This is a genomic window from Motilimonas sp. E26 (assembly GCF_021278025.1).
Taxonomy (GTDB): Bacteria; Pseudomonadota; Gammaproteobacteria; order Enterobacterales; family CBDFNC01; genus Motilimonas.
Genome location: NZ_JAIBHJ010000014.1, coordinates 1 through 19,010 on the forward strand (window position 1 = coordinate 1; position 19,010 = coordinate 19,010).

The 19,010-nt window shown below is 44.1% G+C and carries 14 protein-coding genes; 8 read left to right on the top strand and 6 right to left on the bottom strand.

The genetic code is table 11. From position 1 onward, the window contains the following. From K1M91_RS12675 to tkt, 4 genes are all read right to left on the bottom strand, one after another. Nucleotides 1-3,999 (bottom strand): retention module-containing protein (locus tag K1M91_RS12675; RefSeq protein ID WP_232802138.1); only part of this gene is annotated, 3,999 nt, incomplete at its 3' end. A gap of 343 nt (nt 4,000-4,342) precedes the next feature. After that, nucleotides 4,343-5,419: a class II fructose-bisphosphate aldolase gene (gene fbaA / locus K1M91_RS12680; protein ID WP_232802139.1), complete on the bottom strand. Its 1,077-nt coding sequence runs from the start codon at nt 5,417-5,419 to the stop codon at nt 4,343-4,345. A 106-nt stretch (nt 5,420-5,525) separates the two neighbouring features. Further along, nucleotides 5,526-6,692 (bottom strand): phosphoglycerate kinase, encoded by a 1,167-nt coding sequence (locus K1M91_RS12685; RefSeq protein ID WP_232802140.1) that lies wholly within the window; start codon nt 6,690-6,692, stop codon nt 5,526-5,528. Between the two features lie 522 nt (nt 6,693-7,214). After that, on the bottom strand, nt 7,215-9,206 hold the full coding sequence (gene tkt, locus K1M91_RS12690; RefSeq protein ID WP_232802141.1) for a transketolase: 1,992 nt from the start codon (nt 9,204-9,206) through the stop codon (nt 7,215-7,217). A gap of 304 nt (nt 9,207-9,510) precedes the next feature. Between tkt and K1M91_RS12695 the strand changes: the two genes are divergently transcribed. From K1M91_RS12695 to ruvX, 8 genes are all read left to right on the top strand, one after another. Then, the gene (locus K1M91_RS12695) at nt 9,511-10,770 is read left to right on the top strand and encodes a chloride channel protein (RefSeq protein WP_232802142.1); all 1,260 of its coding nucleotides are present in this window, start codon (nt 9,511-9,513) and stop codon (nt 10,768-10,770) included. Nucleotides 10,771-10,996: 226 nt separating this feature from the next. Next, complete coding sequence (gene metK / locus K1M91_RS12700) at nt 10,997-12,151, top strand: methionine adenosyltransferase (protein WP_232802143.1); 1,155 nt, start codon at nt 10,997-10,999, stop codon at nt 12,149-12,151. Nucleotides 12,152-12,169: 18 nt separating this feature from the next. Continuing rightward, on the top strand, nt 12,170-12,685 hold the full coding sequence (locus K1M91_RS12705) for a SprT family zinc-dependent metalloprotease (RefSeq protein ID WP_348983266.1): 516 nt from the start codon (nt 12,170-12,172) through the stop codon (nt 12,683-12,685). A gap of 88 nt (nt 12,686-12,773) precedes the next feature. Next, entirely contained in the window at nt 12,774-13,475 is a 702-nt protein-coding gene (locus tag K1M91_RS12710) for an endonuclease (RefSeq protein WP_232802145.1), read from the top strand. A gap of 40 nt (nt 13,476-13,515) precedes the next feature. Further along, the gene (gene rsmE, locus K1M91_RS12715) at nt 13,516-14,253 is read left to right on the top strand and encodes a 16S rRNA (uracil(1498)-N(3))-methyltransferase (RefSeq protein ID WP_232802146.1); all 738 of its coding nucleotides are present in this window, start codon (nt 13,516-13,518) and stop codon (nt 14,251-14,253) included. 3 nt (nt 14,254-14,256) lie between these two features. After that, nucleotides 14,257-15,207, top strand: a complete 951-nt coding sequence (gshB, locus tag K1M91_RS12720) for a glutathione synthase (protein ID WP_232802147.1) — start codon at nt 14,257-14,259, stop codon at nt 15,205-15,207. Nucleotides 15,208-15,305: 98 nt separating this feature from the next. After that, on the top strand, nt 15,306-15,866 hold the full coding sequence (locus tag K1M91_RS12725; protein ID WP_232802466.1) for a YqgE/AlgH family protein: 561 nt from the start codon (nt 15,306-15,308) through the stop codon (nt 15,864-15,866). 58 nt (nt 15,867-15,924) lie between these two features. Then, nucleotides 15,925-16,347 (top strand): Holliday junction resolvase RuvX, encoded by a 423-nt coding sequence (gene ruvX, locus K1M91_RS12730; protein WP_232802148.1) that lies wholly within the window; start codon nt 15,925-15,927, stop codon nt 16,345-16,347. A gap of 85 nt (nt 16,348-16,432) precedes the next feature. On the opposite strand, the gene K1M91_RS12735 is transcribed toward ruvX, so the two are convergent. Together K1M91_RS12735 and K1M91_RS12740 are read right to left on the bottom strand one after the other, a co-directional pair. Further along, nucleotides 16,433-17,215 carry an OmpA family protein gene (locus tag K1M91_RS12735; RefSeq protein ID WP_232802149.1) on the bottom strand — a complete coding sequence of 261 codons (783 nt, stop codon included), beginning with the start codon at nt 17,213-17,215 and terminating at the stop codon, nt 16,433-16,435. Nucleotides 17,216-17,452: 237 nt separating this feature from the next. Beyond that, a complete protein-coding gene (locus tag K1M91_RS12740; RefSeq protein ID WP_232802150.1) occupies nt 17,453-18,868 on the bottom strand; it encodes a sodium:alanine symporter family protein in 1,416 nt (471 codons plus the stop codon). Nucleotides 18,869-19,010: the final 142 nt, after the last annotated feature.

Below are 19,010 nucleotides of genomic sequence, written 5' to 3' on the forward strand. Positions count from 1 at the left end.
GTCGCTGCCATCTGCTGTGCCATCAACCAATGACAAAGTTAACACACTGCCCACCGCCGCTTTACCCACATTAACCGCGAAGGTCGCTTGCTCACCTTCTATAACGTCAACGTTGTTGGCATTGGTGTTCGGGTTCACTATCAGGCTAGTAGTATCATTATCAGCAATAGTGGTGGTAACAACACTGTTGCCTTTAACGAGGTTTTCAAAACCACCGCCAGTGGTGGTGCCTAACGTGACGTTAAATAGTTCATTACCTTCAGTCAACTCATCATCTTTAGTATCAACAGTAAAGTCTGTGGAGGTGGAGCCTGCTTTGATCACTACATCTTGCGTTTGTGCAATCACATCACCGTTATCGGTGGTTATGTGGCCAGTAATTACTTGGACCGTTAAGTCTGTTGCGGGCGCGTTATCAACGGCTATTGTATAAGTTGCACTTTCCCCTTCCACCACCGTCGTCGCACCACCTAAGGTTAAAGTGGCGTCTTCCGGCGTAGGCGGCGTTACCACACTGTCGTCGGTAATAGTCGCGGTACCCGCTGCGTTTAAGATATTGGTGCTGCTAGCTAACTCAGCATTCAGTGAATAGGTTTCTGGCGATTCTTTGATGATGTCATCAGTGGTTTGCGTGCGCACGAGCACTTCTTGGTCGCCGCCATTAGTCAAGACGACTTGGCCGTTTGATGCCGACCATGTTTGGCCGCCATCTAAACTCACTTCAAAAGCGGCTTCATAGTCACTGCTATCCGCCGTGCCGTCAGCCAATGACAGGGTTAACACGCTACCCACAGCCGCTTTACCCACGTTAACCGTGAAAGTCGCTTGCTCACCTTCTATAACGTCAACATTATTGGCATTCGTGTTGGGATTAACACTTAAGGTAGTATTACTATTATCATTATCAACAATAGTTGTTATGACAACGCTATTACCTTTAACGAGGTTATCAAAGTCACCACCAGTGGTTGTACCTAAAGTCACGCTATATTGCTCATTACCCTCAGTTATAGCGTCGTCAATCGTATTGATAGAGAAAACCGTTGAGGTTGTGCCCGCTTTGATCACTACATCTTGCGTTTGTGCAGTCACGTCACCGTTATCAGTGGTTATGTGGCCAGTAATTACTTGTACGGCTAAGTCTGTGGATGGCGGTTTATCGACGCTCACGGTGTAGCTGGCATTTGTGCCTTCTTCTACAACCGTTGCACCACTTAATGTTAATATCGTCGCTACTACGCCATCTGTAATAGTTGCCGTGCCTGAAGCTTGCAATGTGTCAGAAGCACTATCTAATTTAGCATTCAATAAATAGGTTTCTAGTGCTTCTTGGATCGTATCTTCAATCGTTTGTGTACGAACTAATACGGTTTGATCACCACCATTAGTTAGCACTACTTGTCCATTCGATGCCGACCATGTTAGGCCGCCATCTAAACTCACATCAAAAGTGGCTTCATAGTCAGAGCTATCCGCAGTGCCGTCAGCCAATGACAAAGTTAACACACTGCCTACCGCTGCTTTACCCACGTTTACAGTGAAGGTTGCTTGATCACCTTCTAGTACGTCAACGTTGTTAGCATTATTGTTAGGGTTCACTGTCAGGCTAGTGTTATCATTATCAATAATCGCTGTCGTAACAGCGCTATTGCCTTTAACTAAATTCTCAAAGCCACCGCCAGTGGTTGTACCTAAGGTAACGTTATATTGCTCACTCCCCTCAGCAATAGCATCGTTTGTCGTATTGATCGAGAAATTCGTTGAGGTACTACCTGCTTTAATTACCACATTTTGGATTTGTGCTAGCACATCACCGTTATCAGTGGTGATGTGACCGGTGATCACTTGGACGGTTAAATCGGTCGCAGGCGCTTTATCCACACTCACGGTGTAGCTAGCACTCGCCCCCTCAGCCACAATGGTAGCACCGCTTAAAGTTAGTCTGGCGGTGTCTTCTGTGCCGGGTACTCTATCGCTACCCGTTTGATCATTAATGGTGGTTTCGATTACCGAGTTACCTTTCACTAGGTGCTCGTAACTGCCGCCAGTCGTGCTACCCAATGATACGTTGAATTGCTCGCCGCTATCCGCAATGGCATCATCTGAGGTGGCCACGGTGAAATTAGTTGATGTTGTTCCGGCTTGGATCACCACATTCTGCGTTTGTGCAATAACATCACCGTTATCGGTGGTAATGTGCCCTGTGATTACTTGTACGGTTAAGTTCGTGGCTGGCGCTTTATCCACGCTCACTGTATAGGTTGCACTTTCTCCTTCAACCACGTTAGTAGCACCACTTAAGGTTAAGGTAGCTGTGTCTACAAGGGTGGGCGGAGTCACCACACTGTCGTCGGTAATGGTCGCGGTACCCGATGCGCTCAAGGTATTTGTGCCACTAACTAATTCAGCATTCAATGAGTAGGTTTCAGGCAACTCTTTGATGGCATCATCAATCGTCTGAGTGCGCACCAATACGGTTTGGTCACCACCATTGGTCAACACAACTTGGCCGTTTGACACAGCCCATGTTTGACCGTCATCTAAACTTACTTCATAAATGGCTTCATAATCTGAACCATCTGCCGTGCCGTCAGCAAGTAATAAAGTTAACACGCTACCAACCGCAGCCTTGCCAACGTTAACCGCGAAAGTCGCCTGTTCACCTTCTAATACATCAATATTATTTGCATTGAGACCCGCGTTAACAACAAGTGATGTCTCGTCATTGTCAATAATATCTGTGGTCACGGAGCCTTGGTTTGGCTCGATTACAACCGCTTCGAATGCACCGTCATTATCGGTAATAGATTTAATTGAAACAGTAATCGTTTCTGTTGACTCAGGAAGTGCATCTTCAAGAGTGGTGAGGGTGAATTGACCTGAGCTGGCAGGCCCTGTTAATACAACCGATGTAACACCTGTAAAATCAGAACCGTCTTCAGCAGTTCCCGTATATTCAAATTCAACCGTAATTGTTTTACCTGCAGGAATCGCCTGACTTAGTGTAATGTTATACGGCGATGTTGTTTCACCTTCTATCACCGACACTGGGCCATCTAAGCTGACAAATACCGTATCGCCTGCCTCAGGTGCTGGGGGGGGTGCGATAGCGTCCTCTCCAGCATCGTCATAAATAGTGCCATCAATTACCGCAACTTGGGTGTTATCACCTGTGACTAATGTGGCTTCAACTTGGAACGTTTCCGCTACTTCACGGATCGCATCATCTGTGGTATCAATGCGAACCATTACAACCGAACTACCGTCTAGTGCAATAGGTGTATCGGCATATTTATTCCAAGTCACCCCATTATCAATACTAATTTCAAAATCTGCATTGTAATCACTAATACTTAATGCTGAGCCATCTTTAACAACCAGAGACAATAAAGAGTCTTTTGCATTACTCACTAGCACTGAAAAGACGGCAAAATCTCCTTCAGAAACAGTTACATTCTGCGAGTTGATACTGGCGTCGGCTGAGGTTAAGATAACCGATGGAATAGTCGGAACACTAGGCACAATGTCTGCAGCTGGGATGGGATCAACTGAATCAGCGCTTTCTGGAACGGGAAAATCAATGCCATCTGTATCATAGCCTGCGCCAGATAGTAATTGCTCACCTGTTCTAGAAATACCTGAGCCACCGCTGATACTAGAGCCTGTAGCGGCCTCTTCACCTGCAGCTGGCGCTTCAAAATCATCGAGCTGTGTTGGATCTGCACCAGCCAATAGGGCTTGCTGAAGCGCGGCAATTTCGCTTTCAACAGCGCTCGGTATATTGCTATCGCCATCACTCACTGTTGCGGCTTGGAACACCTCAGGGTCGTCAACTGGCTCTAAGTCAAAAGCATCAAAATTCGTTGCTTCTATTACCTGACCGGGTTGGACTTTATCACCAAGCTTCAATAAGGTTTTAGAGCCATCACTATTAACTAAAAAAACCTTTCCATTTACAGCACTAACAACAGAAACTGACTTAACAGATAACGAAACCATAGTTTTCCCTCGGTATTCCATTCAGGCTATCCAACGCTTTGGACCCAATCCATGGCCGCCTTACTATTCCTTTGTAGGTATCAATATTTTTACGTACTATAGTATGAATAACACTAATACTCAGGAGTCTATAACATATCCAAAACAGATAAAACATACACGGTCAATAACCTGAGTCAGTCTCACTTATGTAGAGTAAGTATTAAGGTAATTATGCTACATGTCACATATATTATGGGCATAATAGCAGGTGGTGTATAGGCAGGAAAGAGAGTGAATTTAGCTTTAAAAGCAAAAAAGCCAGTCATTAAGACTGGCTTTTGCAATTTAATGACAGTTTAAATTATAAAACGTCGATTGCGTTTAGGTCAGAGAATGCTTTCTCAAGACGAGTAACCATAGAAGATTGACCAGCACGTAACCAAACGCGAGGATCGTAGTATTTCTTGTTAGGTGCGTCAGGACCCGTTGGGTTACCGATTTGACCTTGTAGGTATTCACGGTTAGCCGCTTCGTATTGACGAATGCCATCCCAAGTTGCCCATTGCGTATCAGTATCGATGTTCATTTTGATAACACCGTAGCCGATTGACTCTTGGATTTCTGCTTCAGTTGAACCAGAACCACCGTGGAATACAAAGTTAAGTGCATTTGGCGCAATACCGAATTTCTCAGCACAGTAAGCTTGAGAGTCACGTAGGATAGTCGGCGTTAGTTTAACGTTACCTGGCTTGTATACACCGTGTACGTTACCGAAAGAAGCAGCGATAGTGAAACGTGGGCTAACTGCGCTTAGTTTCTCGTATGCATATGCAACATCTTCTGGTTTAGTGTATAGCTCAGACTCATCCATATCAGAGTTGTCTACGCCGTCTTCTTCACCACCAGTACAGCCTAGTTCGATTTCTAGTGTCATGTTCATCTTAGCCATACGCGCTAGGTATTTAGCACAGATTTCGATGTTTTCTTCTAGTGATTCTTCAGATAGGTCGATCATGTGTGAAGAGAAAAGTGGCTTACCAGTTTGTGCGAAGAACTCTTCACCCGCATCTAATAGACCGTCGATCCATGGTAGTAGTTTTTTAGCAGCGTGGTCAGTATGAAGAATAACAGGTACGCCGTAAGAGGCAGCAACTGCGTGAACGTATTTAGCACCCGCTACTGCACCAAGAATCTGTGCGCCTTGACCTTCAAGTTTCACGCCTTTACCAGCGAAGAAACCAGCACCGCCATTAGAAAACTGAACTACAACTGGCGCTTTAACCTTAGCAGCGGCTTCTAATACACCGTTGATTGAGTCAGTGTTAACTACGTTAACCGCAGGAAGAGCGAATTTGTTTGCTTTAGCGATTTCGAATACTTTTTGTACGTCGTCGCCAGAGATAACACCTGGTTTTACAAAATCAAAGATCTTAGACATGAATATAATCCTATTTATCTGTCACACTGAATAAAAGATTTTCGGCGCACATTATACACAAAAGCACGCCATAAAAAACGGGGGCATGAGCCCCCGTTCTATTTAATTACGCACGCGACTCAAGCATCGCGACAGCTGGAAGTACTTTACCTTCAACAAACTCAAGGAAAGCACCGCCACCAGTTGAAATGTAAGACACTTGGTCTTTAATACCAAACTTATCGATAGCCGCTAGTGTGTCACCACCGCCCGCGATAGAAAAACCTTCGCTCTCAGCAATTGCTTGAGCAATCACTTTAGTACCGTTAGCAAAGTTTTCAAATTCAAATACGCCAACAGGGCCATTCCAAAGAATTGTTTTAGCTTCACGAATGACCTTAGCAAGTGCTTCTGCTGAGTCAGGACCTAAATCGAAGATCATATCTTCGTCAGCAACATCACTAGCAGCCTTAATAGTGCCTACTGCTGTTTCTGAGAACTCAGTACCCACAACAACATCTGTCGCCACAGGAATAGCACACTCTTTCATTAGTTTTTGTGCTGTAGGGATCAAGTCTTCTTCACATAGAGACTTGCCAACATTTTTGCCTTCAGCAGCAATGAAAGTGTTTGCAATACCGCCACCAACAACTAGTTGGTCAGCAATTTTAGAAAGGGATTCAAGCACTGTTAGTTTAGTTGACACTTTAGAGCCACCCACAATCGCAATCATTGGACGTGCGGGCTTATCCATTGCCTTGCCTAATGCTTCAAGCTCAGCAGCAAGAAGAGGACCGGCACATGCTACTTCAGCAAATTTTGCAATACCGTGAGTCGACGCTTGTGCACGGTGAGCCGTACCAAATGCATCCATTACGTAAACGTCACATAGCGCAGCAAGTTGCTTGCTTAATGCTTCGTCATCTTTTTTCTCACCTTTGTTAAAGCGAACGTTTTCAAGAACAACCACTTCGCCTTCATTTACTTCAAGGCCGTTTAGGTAATCTGTTGCTAAACGCACAGGCACATCTAATGCTTCGTTTAGGTAATCAACAACAGGTTGTAGGGTAAAAGGAGCATTCTCTTCAGCGGTACCACCTTCAACAGGACGGCCTAGGTGAGAAGTGATCATAACTTTAGCGCCTTTTTCTAGGGCTAATTTGATGGTTGGAATTGACGCTAGAATACGTGCGTCAGATGATACTTTGCCGTCTTTAATTGGCACATTAAGATCTTGACGAATAAAAACACGTTTGCCGGCTAAATCCTGTTCAACCATTTTTTTTACTGACATGTTCTGTCCTCTAACTGTAAGTTATGAAAATTAAAATCAACACAGGAAAACGCCTGTTTTCCTTTATAAACTCTAAAAGCTGTATCTAACTAATGCCTTTTATTAGGCACCAATTTGGTTACATTTAGCTTGATTTACATCAGTAACTGTAACTTTTTTTCTTTTTTGTCGTTTAAATGCCATTTATTCTGATTTTGTCGACCTCTAGTACACACGAAGAAAGCAACATATCACACGCAATAAAACAACATATCCACCACTTATAGCTTAATAAAACCTGAATAGGCAGAATTAAATATCACCATTCCACTAATTGGCGTTATTTTTTGACAAAATAAACGAATTAGCATTGGCAAAATCTGTAGTAATACTACCACATTATTTTGAAATCACACTAGCTAGCACAAAAAATGAAGTGGCTATGATTACCGCTACAGGGCAAGAAAACATCAACGAGAGGGAAAGCACAATAAAAAAGGCCGCTTATTATAAGCGGCCTTTTATTAGACAGGTAATAGCAGCTTAAAGGCTTAACGCCTGCTCCACTACATTTTCAACGGTGAAGCCAAACATCTTAAATAGTTCGCCAGCAGGAGCTGATTCACCAAAGGTAGTCATACCGACAATCTTGCCGTTCAGACCAACGTACTTGTACCAGTAATCTGCAATACCAGCTTCCACAGCCACACGTTGTGTTACTGCTGATGGTAATACAGACTCTTTGTATGCTGCGCTTTGCGCATCAAAAACGTCAGTACAAGGCATAGATACCACGCGAACCGCTTTACCTTGAGCCGTTAACTCTTTCGCAGCAGCGACCGCTAGCTCAACCTCTGAGCCCGTTGCAATCAGGATAATGTCCGCTTGGCCATCACAATCAACTAATACGTAGCCACCTTTTGCTGCATCAGCAAGTTGCTGTGCATCACGCGCTTGTGGCGCAAGGTTTTGACGACTGAAGATCAATGCAGTTGGGCCATCAACACGCTCAATCGCGTATTTCCAAGCAATAGCAGATTCAACCGAATCACATGGGCGCCAAGTGCTCATATTAGGAGTTAAACGTAAGCTAGCAATTTGCTCAACCGGTTGGTGGGTAGGGCCATCTTCGCCAAGACCAATAGAGTCATGAGTGTAAACGTGGATAGCGCGTTGCTTCATTAATGCTGCCATACGCAGCGCGTTACGCGCATATTCCATAAACATCAGGAATGTTGCACCGTAAGTCACAAAACCACCGTGCAGAGCAATACCGTTCATAATGGCAGACATACCAAATTCACGTACGCCATAATGAATGTAGTTACCACTAGCATCTGTTGCTTCTAACGCTTTTGAACCCGACCACATAGTTAGATTAGAAGGTGCAAGGTCAGCAGAGCCACCCATGATTTCAGGCAACAATGCACCAAATGCTTCTAAACAGTTTTGCGATGCTTTACGTGTTGCTACGTTTGGCTGGTCAGCCTGTAGTGCAGCGATGTAAGCTGTTGACTTCTCTTCCCAGTCACTAGGTAGTTGATTGTTAACACGACGTTCAAATTCAACAGCTAGCTCAGGGTAGGCCGCTTTGTAAGCTGCAAATTTTTCATTCCAAGCTGCTTCTGCAGCCGTGCCTGAATCTTTGTTATCCCATTCACCATAAACATCAGCTGGAATATCAAATGCTTCGTGCTTCCAACCTAGGAATTCACGCGCTGCTTTAATTTCATCTGCGCCTAATGGAGCGCCGTGACAATCGTGACCACCTTGTTTGTTTGGTGAACCATAACCAATAATCGTTTTACAACAGATTAATGTAGGACGCTTAGTTTCAGCTTGAGCCGCTTCGATCGCCGCTTTAATCGCCGTTGCATCATGGCCATCAACACCTGCAATAACATGCCAGCCGTAAGCTTCGAAACGCTTCGGCGTATCGTCAGTAAACCAGCCTTCTACGTCACCGTCGATTGAAATACCGTTGTCATCCCAAAAACCAATCAACTTGCCTAGACCTAATGTACCGGCTAGTGAACAAGCTTCATGAGAGATACCTTCCATTAAACAACCGTCGCCCATGAAAGCGTAAGTGTAATGGTCAACCACATCGAAATTATCACGGTTAAACTGAGCAGCCAGTGCTTTTTCCGCTAAAGCCATACCAACAGCATTAGTGATACCTTGGCCGAGTGGACCAGTAGTGGTTTCAACGCCTGGTGCATAGCCGTATTCTGGGTGCCCCGGTGTTTTTGAGTGTAGCTGACGGAAATTCTTCAGATCATCAATAGATAGGTCATAACCTGATAGATGCAATAGAGAATAAAGCAGCATAGAGCCATGGCCATTTGATAACACGAAACGGTCACGATCCGCCCAGTTAGGGTTAGTTGGGTTGTGCTTTAAAAAGTCACGCCATAGCACTTCTGCTATGTCGGCCATCCCCATAGGGGCGCCAGGGTGACCAGAATTGGCCTTTTGAACTGCATCCATACTAAGAGCACGAATGGCATTTGCTAGTTCATTACGAGAAGGCATGAGATCTCCTGCATTAATCTAAGTGTTGCTTGGATTTGGGGTTTCTGGTTGATAAACAAGCTTTACTTAGATTGAAAAAGTAAGACCTGTATTTTCGAACCAATATAGAGGGGTCGTATTCTCCCAAGATGCCTGAGCTAGTGCAATCTTCTTTTGTAAAAAAAATAAGCAATTTAGCAAAATAACGAAACTGTCAAACATTCTTAACCTATGCTGTTGTCAGCGAAGCCTATTAATCAACTATCATTTAGCCTAAAATATACCCGCTTTAAAGAACCTATCAGATTGTTAAATAAGAGTAATAATGCAGAATGCTAGCATCGGGATAAAACGCACATTATTAATTACCATCATAGGTAGCATGCTCTGTGTCGGTTTAATCCTCATCTTTAGCCACCTGTCAAAAATTGAACTGATTAGTTTTATCTTGCAATACTCTTGGCTGTATCTCGCCATCCCTTTTATTGGCGCCATATTCCTAGCCTTACTTTTCCGTTATTTCAACCGCTACGCCAAATCAGGCTTACCGGTAGTCGTGATGGGGTATCATTTTGGCGATGGTAAGTTTCAGTTGGGCAATGCGGTGTTTCAATATGTCGCAGCGATAATAGCCTTGGTCTCAGGCTTTGCGGTTGGTGCAGTCGGCCCTGCCCTTCACGTTGGCGCGGCAAGTATGAACTTGTTGGGGCAATATTTTCATCTTAACGAAACACGATTAAGACAATTAACGGCTTGTGGCGCAGCCAGTGCCATGGCTGCGTTGTTTCACACACCTATTACCGCCATCTTTTTTGTGCAAGAAACCATCGTGCGCCGTTTTAATTGGCAAACTTGCTTCTTAGTCACTATTTGCGCGTTCTTTTCGGCTTGGATTGCTCGACAGCTGGGGGCATTTGAGTTTCATATCGACACCCAAAGCTTTAGCTATCAATTAACACTGATCCCTGAACTCATCGTAGTGGGTGCTGTCTGCGGTACGCTTGCCACCTTAATGCTTAAATTAATCCGCTTAACAGCAGATAATGTGATGTTATCTTATTGGGGCAAATTCTTATTAGCTGCATCAGTTACCTCCCTAGCCAGTTTGTTTGGTACGGAAGTCCTTGGTCTCGGGAATCAATTGCTGGAAGTATTGCTTTATGCCGATATCGGCTCACAGCTGGTATTAACTTGGCTAATCGTGCGTTTTTTAATTAGCACTATCGCTATCGGTGCCGCCATTCCAGGGGGAGCCCTAGGTCCAAGTTTATTACTTGGCGCACTAACGGGGCACTGGCTCGCCTACCTACTGCCTAATGAGACTCCGCAAGTGTTTGTTTTGGTCGGCATGGCCGCTTTTTTTGGTGCGGTGCTAAAAAGCCCCATTTCAGCTACTTTATTGGTAGTAGAAACTACGACTAACTTCAACCTCGCCTTACCCTGTTTAGTAGGCTCAGTGACCGCGCATTTAGTGCAAACTCGCCTCCTCAAGCAAACGAACCTGATAGAGCTACTACTGGCTAGGCAAAATATCCTTTTAAAGAATAGCCCTAGTCTTTTAGCTAAAAACAAAAATCCCCCATAATTGGCAATGAGAACATTACAAAATAGTTAATTAGGCTAACTTTTAATATTAAACCGCTAGATAACACCATTTTTCAAAGAGATTACCGACACTTTCATCCTGTTGACTCATAATTACGTATCAGAACTTGAAAAAAATCTGGAATTATTCTCAACTATGAATAGAATAGACGTCCAGATGGTAATACATCCAAAAGTTTTCATTTATTTAAAGGAGCCACCGTATCATGGCCAGACATTTATTTACTTCTGAATCCGTATCTGAAGGTCATCCAGACAAAATTGCAGACCAAATTTCCGATGCTGTGCTAGATGCGATCCTAGAGCAAGACCCAAAAGCACGTGTAGCATGTGAAACTTATGTTAAAACCGGTATGGTGATGGTTGGTGGCGAAGTCACCACCTCTGCGTGGGTTGATATTGAAGAAATTACGCGTAAAACAGTACGTGAAATTGGTTATACCAGCTCAGACATGGGCTTTGATGCTGACTCTTGTGCGGTATTGAACACAATTGGTAAGCAATCGCCTGACATTAATCAAGGTGTTGACCGCAGCCGCCCAGAAGATCAAGGCGCGGGTGACCAAGGCCTAATGTTTGGTTACGCGTCAAACGAAACCGACGTGTTAATGCCTGCAGCGATTACTTATGCGCACCGCCTTGTGAAAAAACAAGCCGAGGTACGTAAAAGCGGCAAGCTAGATTGGCTACGTCCCGATGCAAAATCACAAGTCACTTTTCAATACGATAACGGCATTATTACCGGTATCGACGCAGTGGTACTTTCAACGCAACATAAAGACTGTGTGACTACCGCAGATTTACGTGAAGCAGTAATGGAAGAAATCATCAAGCCGGTATTACCCGCTCAGTGGTTAAATAAAGACACGCAATTTCACATTAACCCTACGGGCCGTTTTGTTATCGGAGGCCCAGTAGGTGATTGTGGTTTAACTGGTCGTAAAATCATCGTAGATACCTACGGTGGCATGGCACGTCACGGTGGCGGTGCATTCTCAGGTAAAGATCCATCTAAAGTTGACCGCAGCGCAGCCTACGCTGGTCGTTACGTGGCAAAAAATATCGTGGCAGCAGGCTTAGCCGATCGTTGTGAAATTCAAGTGTCTTACGCTATCGGTGTGGCAGAGCCAACATCTATCAGCGTTGAAACCTTTGGCACCGCTAAAATTGATGAAGACAAACTGACACAGCTAGTGCGTGATAACTTCGATTTACGCCCATATGGCATTTTAAAAATGCTAGATTTAGAGCGCCCAATTTACCAAGCGACAGCGGCTTACGGTCACTTTGGTCGTGATGAATTTCCATGGGAAAAAACCGATAAAGCAGAGCAATTACGCGATGCAGCAGGCCTAAAGTAAACACTTCCATCTTTTAAAGTGTTAACCACTAGCCAAAAAAAAGCACTCGAGCTGCAGGTGGAAGCCTGTTATCAACAAGCCGAGTGCTTTTTTGATCGCGCCTTTCCTCGTCCCAGCGTACTGTTTACCCAGCGCGGCAAAATTGCAGGTACTGCACACCTACAAAAGAACTTATTAAAGTTTCACCCCATCCTGTATCAAGAAAACCAACAGGCTTTTCTTACCGATGTAGTACCACACGAAGTGGCCCACTTACTGGTTTATCAAATTCATGGTCGCACTGCACCGCACGGACTGGAATGGCAAATGATGATGAACAAGGTAATGCAGCGCTCACCAGAACGAACTCACCAGTTTGATATCAGTTCAGTGCAAGGCAAAACTTTCGCCTATCAATGCCAGTGTCAACAACATCAACTCAGTATTCGTCGTCATAACAAAGCCAGTAAGGGCACGATTTATCTATGCACCGCATGTAAAAAGCCATTACAGCCCCTTAACCCTAACAAACCAAGGTTAAATATTAATCTGTAATAATGCTTTTTATTATTAGAAAGGCCTGTGTTTTGTTATTTTTCAAGCATGATACTCTTAGCGCAATTTTAACCAACGATGTTCGACCATGCGCCTTTGTATTACTTTATTACTTTTATTCATCAGCTTACCTAGCTCAGCAGAAATAAAATCCTTTCGCCAAGCCAAAAAAGCCATCAGCATTATCTACCAACAGCATCCCATTAGCTTTTACTGCGGCTGTGACATTAACCAACAAGGTAAAAAGCTCATACCGGATCACCATTCTTGCGGCTACCAAGTACGTAAACAAAAAACACGTGCCGCTCGCATTGAGTGGGAGCACGTAATGCCAGCATGGGAAATGGGCCATCAACGCCAATGCTGGCAAAATGGCGGTCGTAAAAACTGCACCAAAAATGACAACACCTTTAAGTTAATGGAAGGTGACATGCATAATTTAGTGCCTGCGATTGGCGAGGTAAACGGTGATCGCTCCAACTATCAATTTGCAGAATCACGGCAACAACCGTTTCAATACGGCCAATGCCAGATGGTTATCGATTTTAAAAACAAAAAAGCGACCCCTCCAGACTTGCAAAAAGGTGCTATCGCCCGCATCTACTTTTATATGCAAGATCAATATGGCGTGCGAATTTCACGTCAACAAAAGCAGCTTTACCAAGCATGGGACAAACGATATCCCGTTACAGCTTGGGAGTGCCAACGTGATAGACTGATTGCCAAACAGCAAGGGAATAATAACCCTTACGTAACCAATGCATGTGCAAATGCCACTTTTACGCAATAGTCGGCATGGCTTTTAGCAACAACAGATTGAGAATAAATAAATGCGTGTACCTAGAATATATGAGCCGCAAGCGCTGAGCCTAAACGCACAGTTAGACTTGAACGATGACGCCGCCAATCATGTCGGCCGGGTATTACGTTTAAATGTGGGCGATCAAATTTGGCTATTTAATGGTGAGGATGAAAATCAATATTTAGCCAATATCGTGCAGAGCAGCAAAAAGCACGTACAAGTTGAAATTATTGAATGTCAAACAACGACCAACGAAAGCCCACTTAACATTCACCTTGGCCAAGCTATCTCACGCGGCGATCGCATGGATTTTGTGATTCAAAAGTCGGTTGAACTCGGCGTGGCAGCCATCACCCCTATTTTCAGCGAACGTTGTGGCGTCAAGCTGAGTGGTGAGAGGTTAGAAAAAAAACGTCAGCAATGGCAAAAAATAGCCATTGCTGCCTGTGAACAATCAGGCCGAAATCGCGTTCCGGCAATCCATCAACCTATCGCCTTTAATGATTGGATCAACCAACAAGACGAAGCCGTTAAATTAACTCTACACCCAAGAGCTAGCTATCGCATTAATACCTTGCCAGAGCCCAAGGTGAGACAAATTCGTTTATTAATCGGTCCTGAAGGGGGATTCACCGACGATGAAGTGAATTTAAGCGAGCGAGCCGGATTTATCGAAACCTTGCTCGGGCCAAGAATTTTACGCACTGAAACCGCCGCTCTGACGGCAATTACTGCATTACAATGTCGCTTTGGCGATTTAGGATAAGTTATGACCATAAAACTCGGCATCGTGATGGATCCCATCACCGACATAAAAATTCATAAAGACTCTAGCTTTGCGATGCTACTCGAAGCGCAGCAACGAGGCTATGAACTTTATTATCTAGAAATGTCTGATTTATATTTAGACAATGGCCGCGCCTTTGCCACAACGAAACAACTTAAAGTTCAACGAGATCCGAAAAACTGGTTTGAACTCGCCGAGCAAGAAACCATCGCCTTATCCGATCTTGATGTCATTTTAATGCGCAAAGATCCACCCTTTGATACCGAATATATCTACGCCACTTACATTTTAGAACGCGCTGAGGACGAAGGCTGTCTTATCGTTAATAAACCACAAAGCCTTCGAGATGCTAACGAAAAGTTATTTACCTCATGGTTTAGTGAATTTACGCCAGAAACCTTAGTCAGTAGTGATGCTGCTAAAATCCGAGCATTCTACGCCAAACATCAAGACATCATTTTAAAGCCCCTTGATGGCATGGGCGGCGCTTCCATATTCCGAGTTAAACCGAATGATCCTAACCTAGCCGTGATCATTGAAACCTTAACTAATCACGGTCAAAACTATTGTATGGCTCAAGGGTTTATCTCGCAAATTAGCGACGGTGACAAACGTATATTAGTGGTTGATGGCGAACCCGTGCCTTATTGCCTTGCGCGCATCCCAGCGAAAGGCGAAACACGTGGTAATTTAGCAGCAGGCGGTCGCGGTGAAGCGCGTCCTCTCACCGAGAGTGACTGGGCAATAGCTCGTACCATTGGTCCAAAACTAAAAGAAAAAGGCTTAATATTCGTTGGCTTAGATGTTATCGGTGATAAACTGACCGAAATAAATGTAACCAGCCCAACCTGTATTCAAGAAATTGAAAGCACCTTTGATGTGTCTATAACCGGCATGTTAATGGACGCCATTGAAGTACGTTTAGGCCGCTAATTTAGTAAACTCTTTCATTGTTAGCCCTTATTATTTTAGGGCTATCTACCATACTTATTTCTAACACCTTGCTAAACGAAGAATATTTTATGCTGGAGATGCAAAGTTTAAAAAATCACTTTTTAATTGCGATGCCGAACCTAGAAGGCCCGTATTTTGAGCGCTCGGTGGTGTATTTATGCGACCATAATGAAGAAGGAGCCATGGGGCTAGTCGTTAATCTGGCCATTAATCTTAAGCTAGGCGAGCTACTGGATCAGCTTGAGATAGTTCCAGATCCCGCACACCAAAAATCTTTAGCTAAGCCAGTCATGCAAGGCGGCCCAGTCGCAGTCGATCGCGGCTTTGTGATCCACTCACCTATTGAAGGATTTTCCAGTAGTTTGAAAATGTCAGACGACATCATGGTTACTACATCAAAAGACATTTTGCAAACACTCGGCACTGATAATGAGCCAAAACAGTTTTTAATGGCTTTGGGTTACGCCGGTTGGGAAGCAGGGCAATTAGAGCAAGAGATTATCAATAATGGCTGGCTTATCGTCCCAGCCAACAGCAAAATCATATTTGATACACCAATTCATCGCCGCTGGGAAGAAGCTGCTAACACGCTGGGGATTGATGTTTGGCAACTTTCTAGCCAAACTGGCCATGCATAGAGTTTATCATTAACACAACCCTTGGCTTTTACCAACCTGTTTACCTATAAGGCTTCCCATGACACAAACAATACTAGGCTTTGATTTTGGAACTAAAAGTATTGGAGTGGCCGTAGGCCAATCTATCACCGGTTGTGCCAACCCGCTCAAATCCCTTAAAGCACGCGATGGTATTCCTAATTGGGATGAAATAGCTGAATTAGTAAAGCAGTGGCAACCGGATGCTTTTGTGGTGGGTTTGCCCCTTAATATGGATGGCACCATGCAAGATGTGAGTTACGGCGCTAAAAAGTTTGCCAACCGGCTCAACAACCGTTTCAATAAGCCATCACACCTTCAAGACGAGCGCTTAACCACGGTTGATGCGCGCGCAGAGATTTTTAGTCGAGGCGGTAGTAAAGCCCTCTCTAAAGATAAAGTAGACGGGATTTCAGCCTGCTTAATTATTGAAGGCTGGTTTGAAGCACAATACGGCGAGTAAAGAGTTGAAAGTTTAAGTAAAAATATTTTTAAACAAAAAAGCCGATAGAAATCCATCGGCTTTTTTGTACAAGCTGAACTGCGTTTTACCAGCCCGATGCCTCATCGTCACTTAATTCATCAAACAACTCATCAGTCGATTCAACTGCTACTGGTGCTGTTTTTGGCATCGCAGGCGAGGTTTGATTTTTAATCACAAAGTCAACCCGACGATTTTGGCTACGCTGTGCTTCCGTGTCATTATCAGCAACTGGGTTATCAAAACCATTAGCGATTGGCTCTAATATAGTGGCATCAACACCTTTCGAAACCAAATATTCTACAGCAGATTTAGCACGCTTTGCTGACAACTCTTTATTATAAGCGGCACTACCCACTGTATCAGTATTGCCTTGAATTTCTAAGCTTAAACCACTTTCATTAGTGGCCGCTGCAATACAGTCAAGTTGATCAATCAGAGCTTTATCAAGTTTCCATTCATTGGTAGCAAAACGAATAGGTTTAAGACCTACCACTTTAAAGTCAATCACATCTACAAAGGGGGCACATTCGTCGCTAATGTCAACTAAGGTCTCAACAATCGGTTCAAATGGGTCTTCTTGCAGCATAGGTTGGCGCACTTTTATATGTACCGTATCCACAATAGGAGCCAAATAACGCGGCATTTCAGCCTGATCTTGCTCCGTCTGTACCGTGTTAGGTAAAGCGCAACCTTGTGCGTCAACAACACTACCTGAAGTTGTATCTGAACATTCATCTAAGCCATTAACCACACCATCGCGGTCAAAATCTGGGCTAAATGATGCACTGCATCCTAATAGCAAACTACTTGCTAACATTAATGCACCATACTGAGCACCTAATTTCATATTATTTTTCTCTGCAAAACTGGGCTAACTATACAAGGCAAAAAGCATTTCGAAAAATGAAATGCTTGCTGCTGTTAATTTTAGTCAGATTTTAGAAAGAATCTAACTGCGCGATCGTGGCTAAATCATCGCATTTTTATATCTTTGAGTACATAGCAAAGACCTTAACCACTGTACTTACTGCTCAATTTTGCACAGTTAGACACTATTTATCACGATAAAAACACGTTACGTAAGCTAATCCACTTTTGCATTCCAAATGCCCGGCTCAATATTTTTTTCAAGCTCAGGATATTGACTGGCATCAAAAGTAGGCAGCTTGTTTTGCGCCCGCTGCGCGTTGTAGTCCTTCGCTAGCTTAACCACCACATTTGACAGCATTAAAATGGCTACAAGGTTAATGAGTGCCATTAATCCCATCGAAACATCAGCCATCGCCCACACTAATGGCGATTCAGCTAATGCACCAAACATCACCATGACCAGTACCACACAACGAAAGATGTTAATACCCATCTTATGATTATGTTCAAGAAAGATAAGGTTCGTTTCAGCGTAAGAGTAGTTCGCCACAATCGACGTAAACGCAAAGAAGAAGATAGCAATGGCAATAAAGATACCGCCCCATTCACCCACTTGCGAGGTTAATGCTAATTGCGTCAGCTCAATATTAGTAACCCCAGAGCCAGGCTCTAGCTGGCCAGAAAGAATAATAATTGCAGCCGTTGCGGTACAAATCACTATGGTATCAATAAACACGCCCAACATTTGTACATAGCCTTGCGACGCTGGGTGTGGCGGATAAGGCGATGCACTCGCAGCCGCATTGGGTGCACTCCCCATGCCCGCTTCATTAGAGAACATGCCACGTTTTACGCCATTCATTATGGCCGCGCCTAACGCTCCCGCTCCGGCTTCTTGCAAGCCAAACGCTGACTCAAAGATATGCACAAACATTGCCGGAATTTCACTGATATTGATGATCACAACATAAGCCGCAATTGAGAGGTAAATCAGCGCCATTGCGGGAACCACTAGCTCAGCGAACTTGGCTATTGTGCGGATGCCGCCAAAAATAATGGCTGCCGAGATGCCCACTAACACTAAGCCAACCACCAGTTTAGGCACACCAAAAGCAGTGTGCATCGAGTCTGTGATTGCGCCCGCTTGCACGGCATTAAATACCAGCCCAAAGGCAATAATCAAACAAATAGAAAACAACACGCCCATCCAACGCTGACCTAAGCCTTTTTCCATATAATAGGCAGGGCCACCGCGATAGTTGCCGTCGTCATCTTTAACTTTATATAGCTGCGCTAAAGAACTTTCCGCAAAGCTTGTCGCCATGCCAATCAATGCAATTAACCACATCCAAAAAACAGCACCCGCCCCACCTAAGTAAATAGCCACAGCGACACCGCCCATGTTACCCACTCCAACGCGGGCTGCTAGGCTCGTCGCTAGTGCTTGAAACGGTGATATGCCTGAGCTATCTGACTTTCGGCTATTCTTTAACACCGAAAACATATGGCCGAAATGACCAAATTGAATAAATCTGAGCCGCACCGTGAAATAGATGCCGGTGCCGACCAATACGGCAATTAAAATGTAGCCCCATAACAGGCCACCGATACTGTTGACTATATCTAGCATTTACATCCTCAAAATACTTTCCATTTAGTTATATAAACCAAAAATAAACCTTAAACATTAAATTAACTCTAAAATTAAACCACAAAACCGCACCATACATCCAAGTTAGTTCGAGAGGATGGCTGAATAATTCAAGATATCG

Coding starts and splice junctions, on each gene's coding strand:
- fbaA (WP_232802139.1), bottom strand. CDS start 5,419: ATGTCTAAGATCTTTGATTTTGTAAAACCAGGTGTTATCTCTGGCGAC.
- K1M91_RS12685 (WP_232802140.1), bottom strand. CDS start 6,692: ATGTCAGTAAAAAAAATGGTTGAACAGGATTTAGCCGGCAAACGTGTT.
- tkt (WP_232802141.1), bottom strand. CDS start 9,206: ATGCCTTCTCGTAATGAACTAGCAAATGCCATTCGTGCTCTTAGTATG.
- K1M91_RS12695 (WP_232802142.1), top strand. CDS start 9,511: ATGCAGAATGCTAGCATCGGGATAAAACGCACATTATTAATTACCATC.
- metK (WP_232802143.1), top strand. CDS start 10,997: ATGGCCAGACATTTATTTACTTCTGAATCCGTATCTGAAGGTCATCCA.
- K1M91_RS12710 (WP_232802145.1), top strand. CDS start 12,774: ATGCGCCTTTGTATTACTTTATTACTTTTATTCATCAGCTTACCTAGC.
- rsmE (WP_232802146.1), top strand. CDS start 13,516: ATGCGTGTACCTAGAATATATGAGCCGCAAGCGCTGAGCCTAAACGCA.
- gshB (WP_232802147.1), top strand. CDS start 14,257: ATGACCATAAAACTCGGCATCGTGATGGATCCCATCACCGACATAAAA.
- K1M91_RS12725 (WP_232802466.1), top strand. CDS start 15,306: ATGCAAAGTTTAAAAAATCACTTTTTAATTGCGATGCCGAACCTAGAA.
- ruvX (WP_232802148.1), top strand. CDS start 15,925: ATGACACAAACAATACTAGGCTTTGATTTTGGAACTAAAAGTATTGGA.
- K1M91_RS12735 (WP_232802149.1), bottom strand. CDS start 17,215: ATGAAATTAGGTGCTCAGTATGGTGCATTAATGTTAGCAAGTAGTTTG.
- K1M91_RS12740 (WP_232802150.1), bottom strand. CDS start 18,868: ATGCTAGATATAGTCAACAGTATCGGTGGCCTGTTATGGGGCTACATT.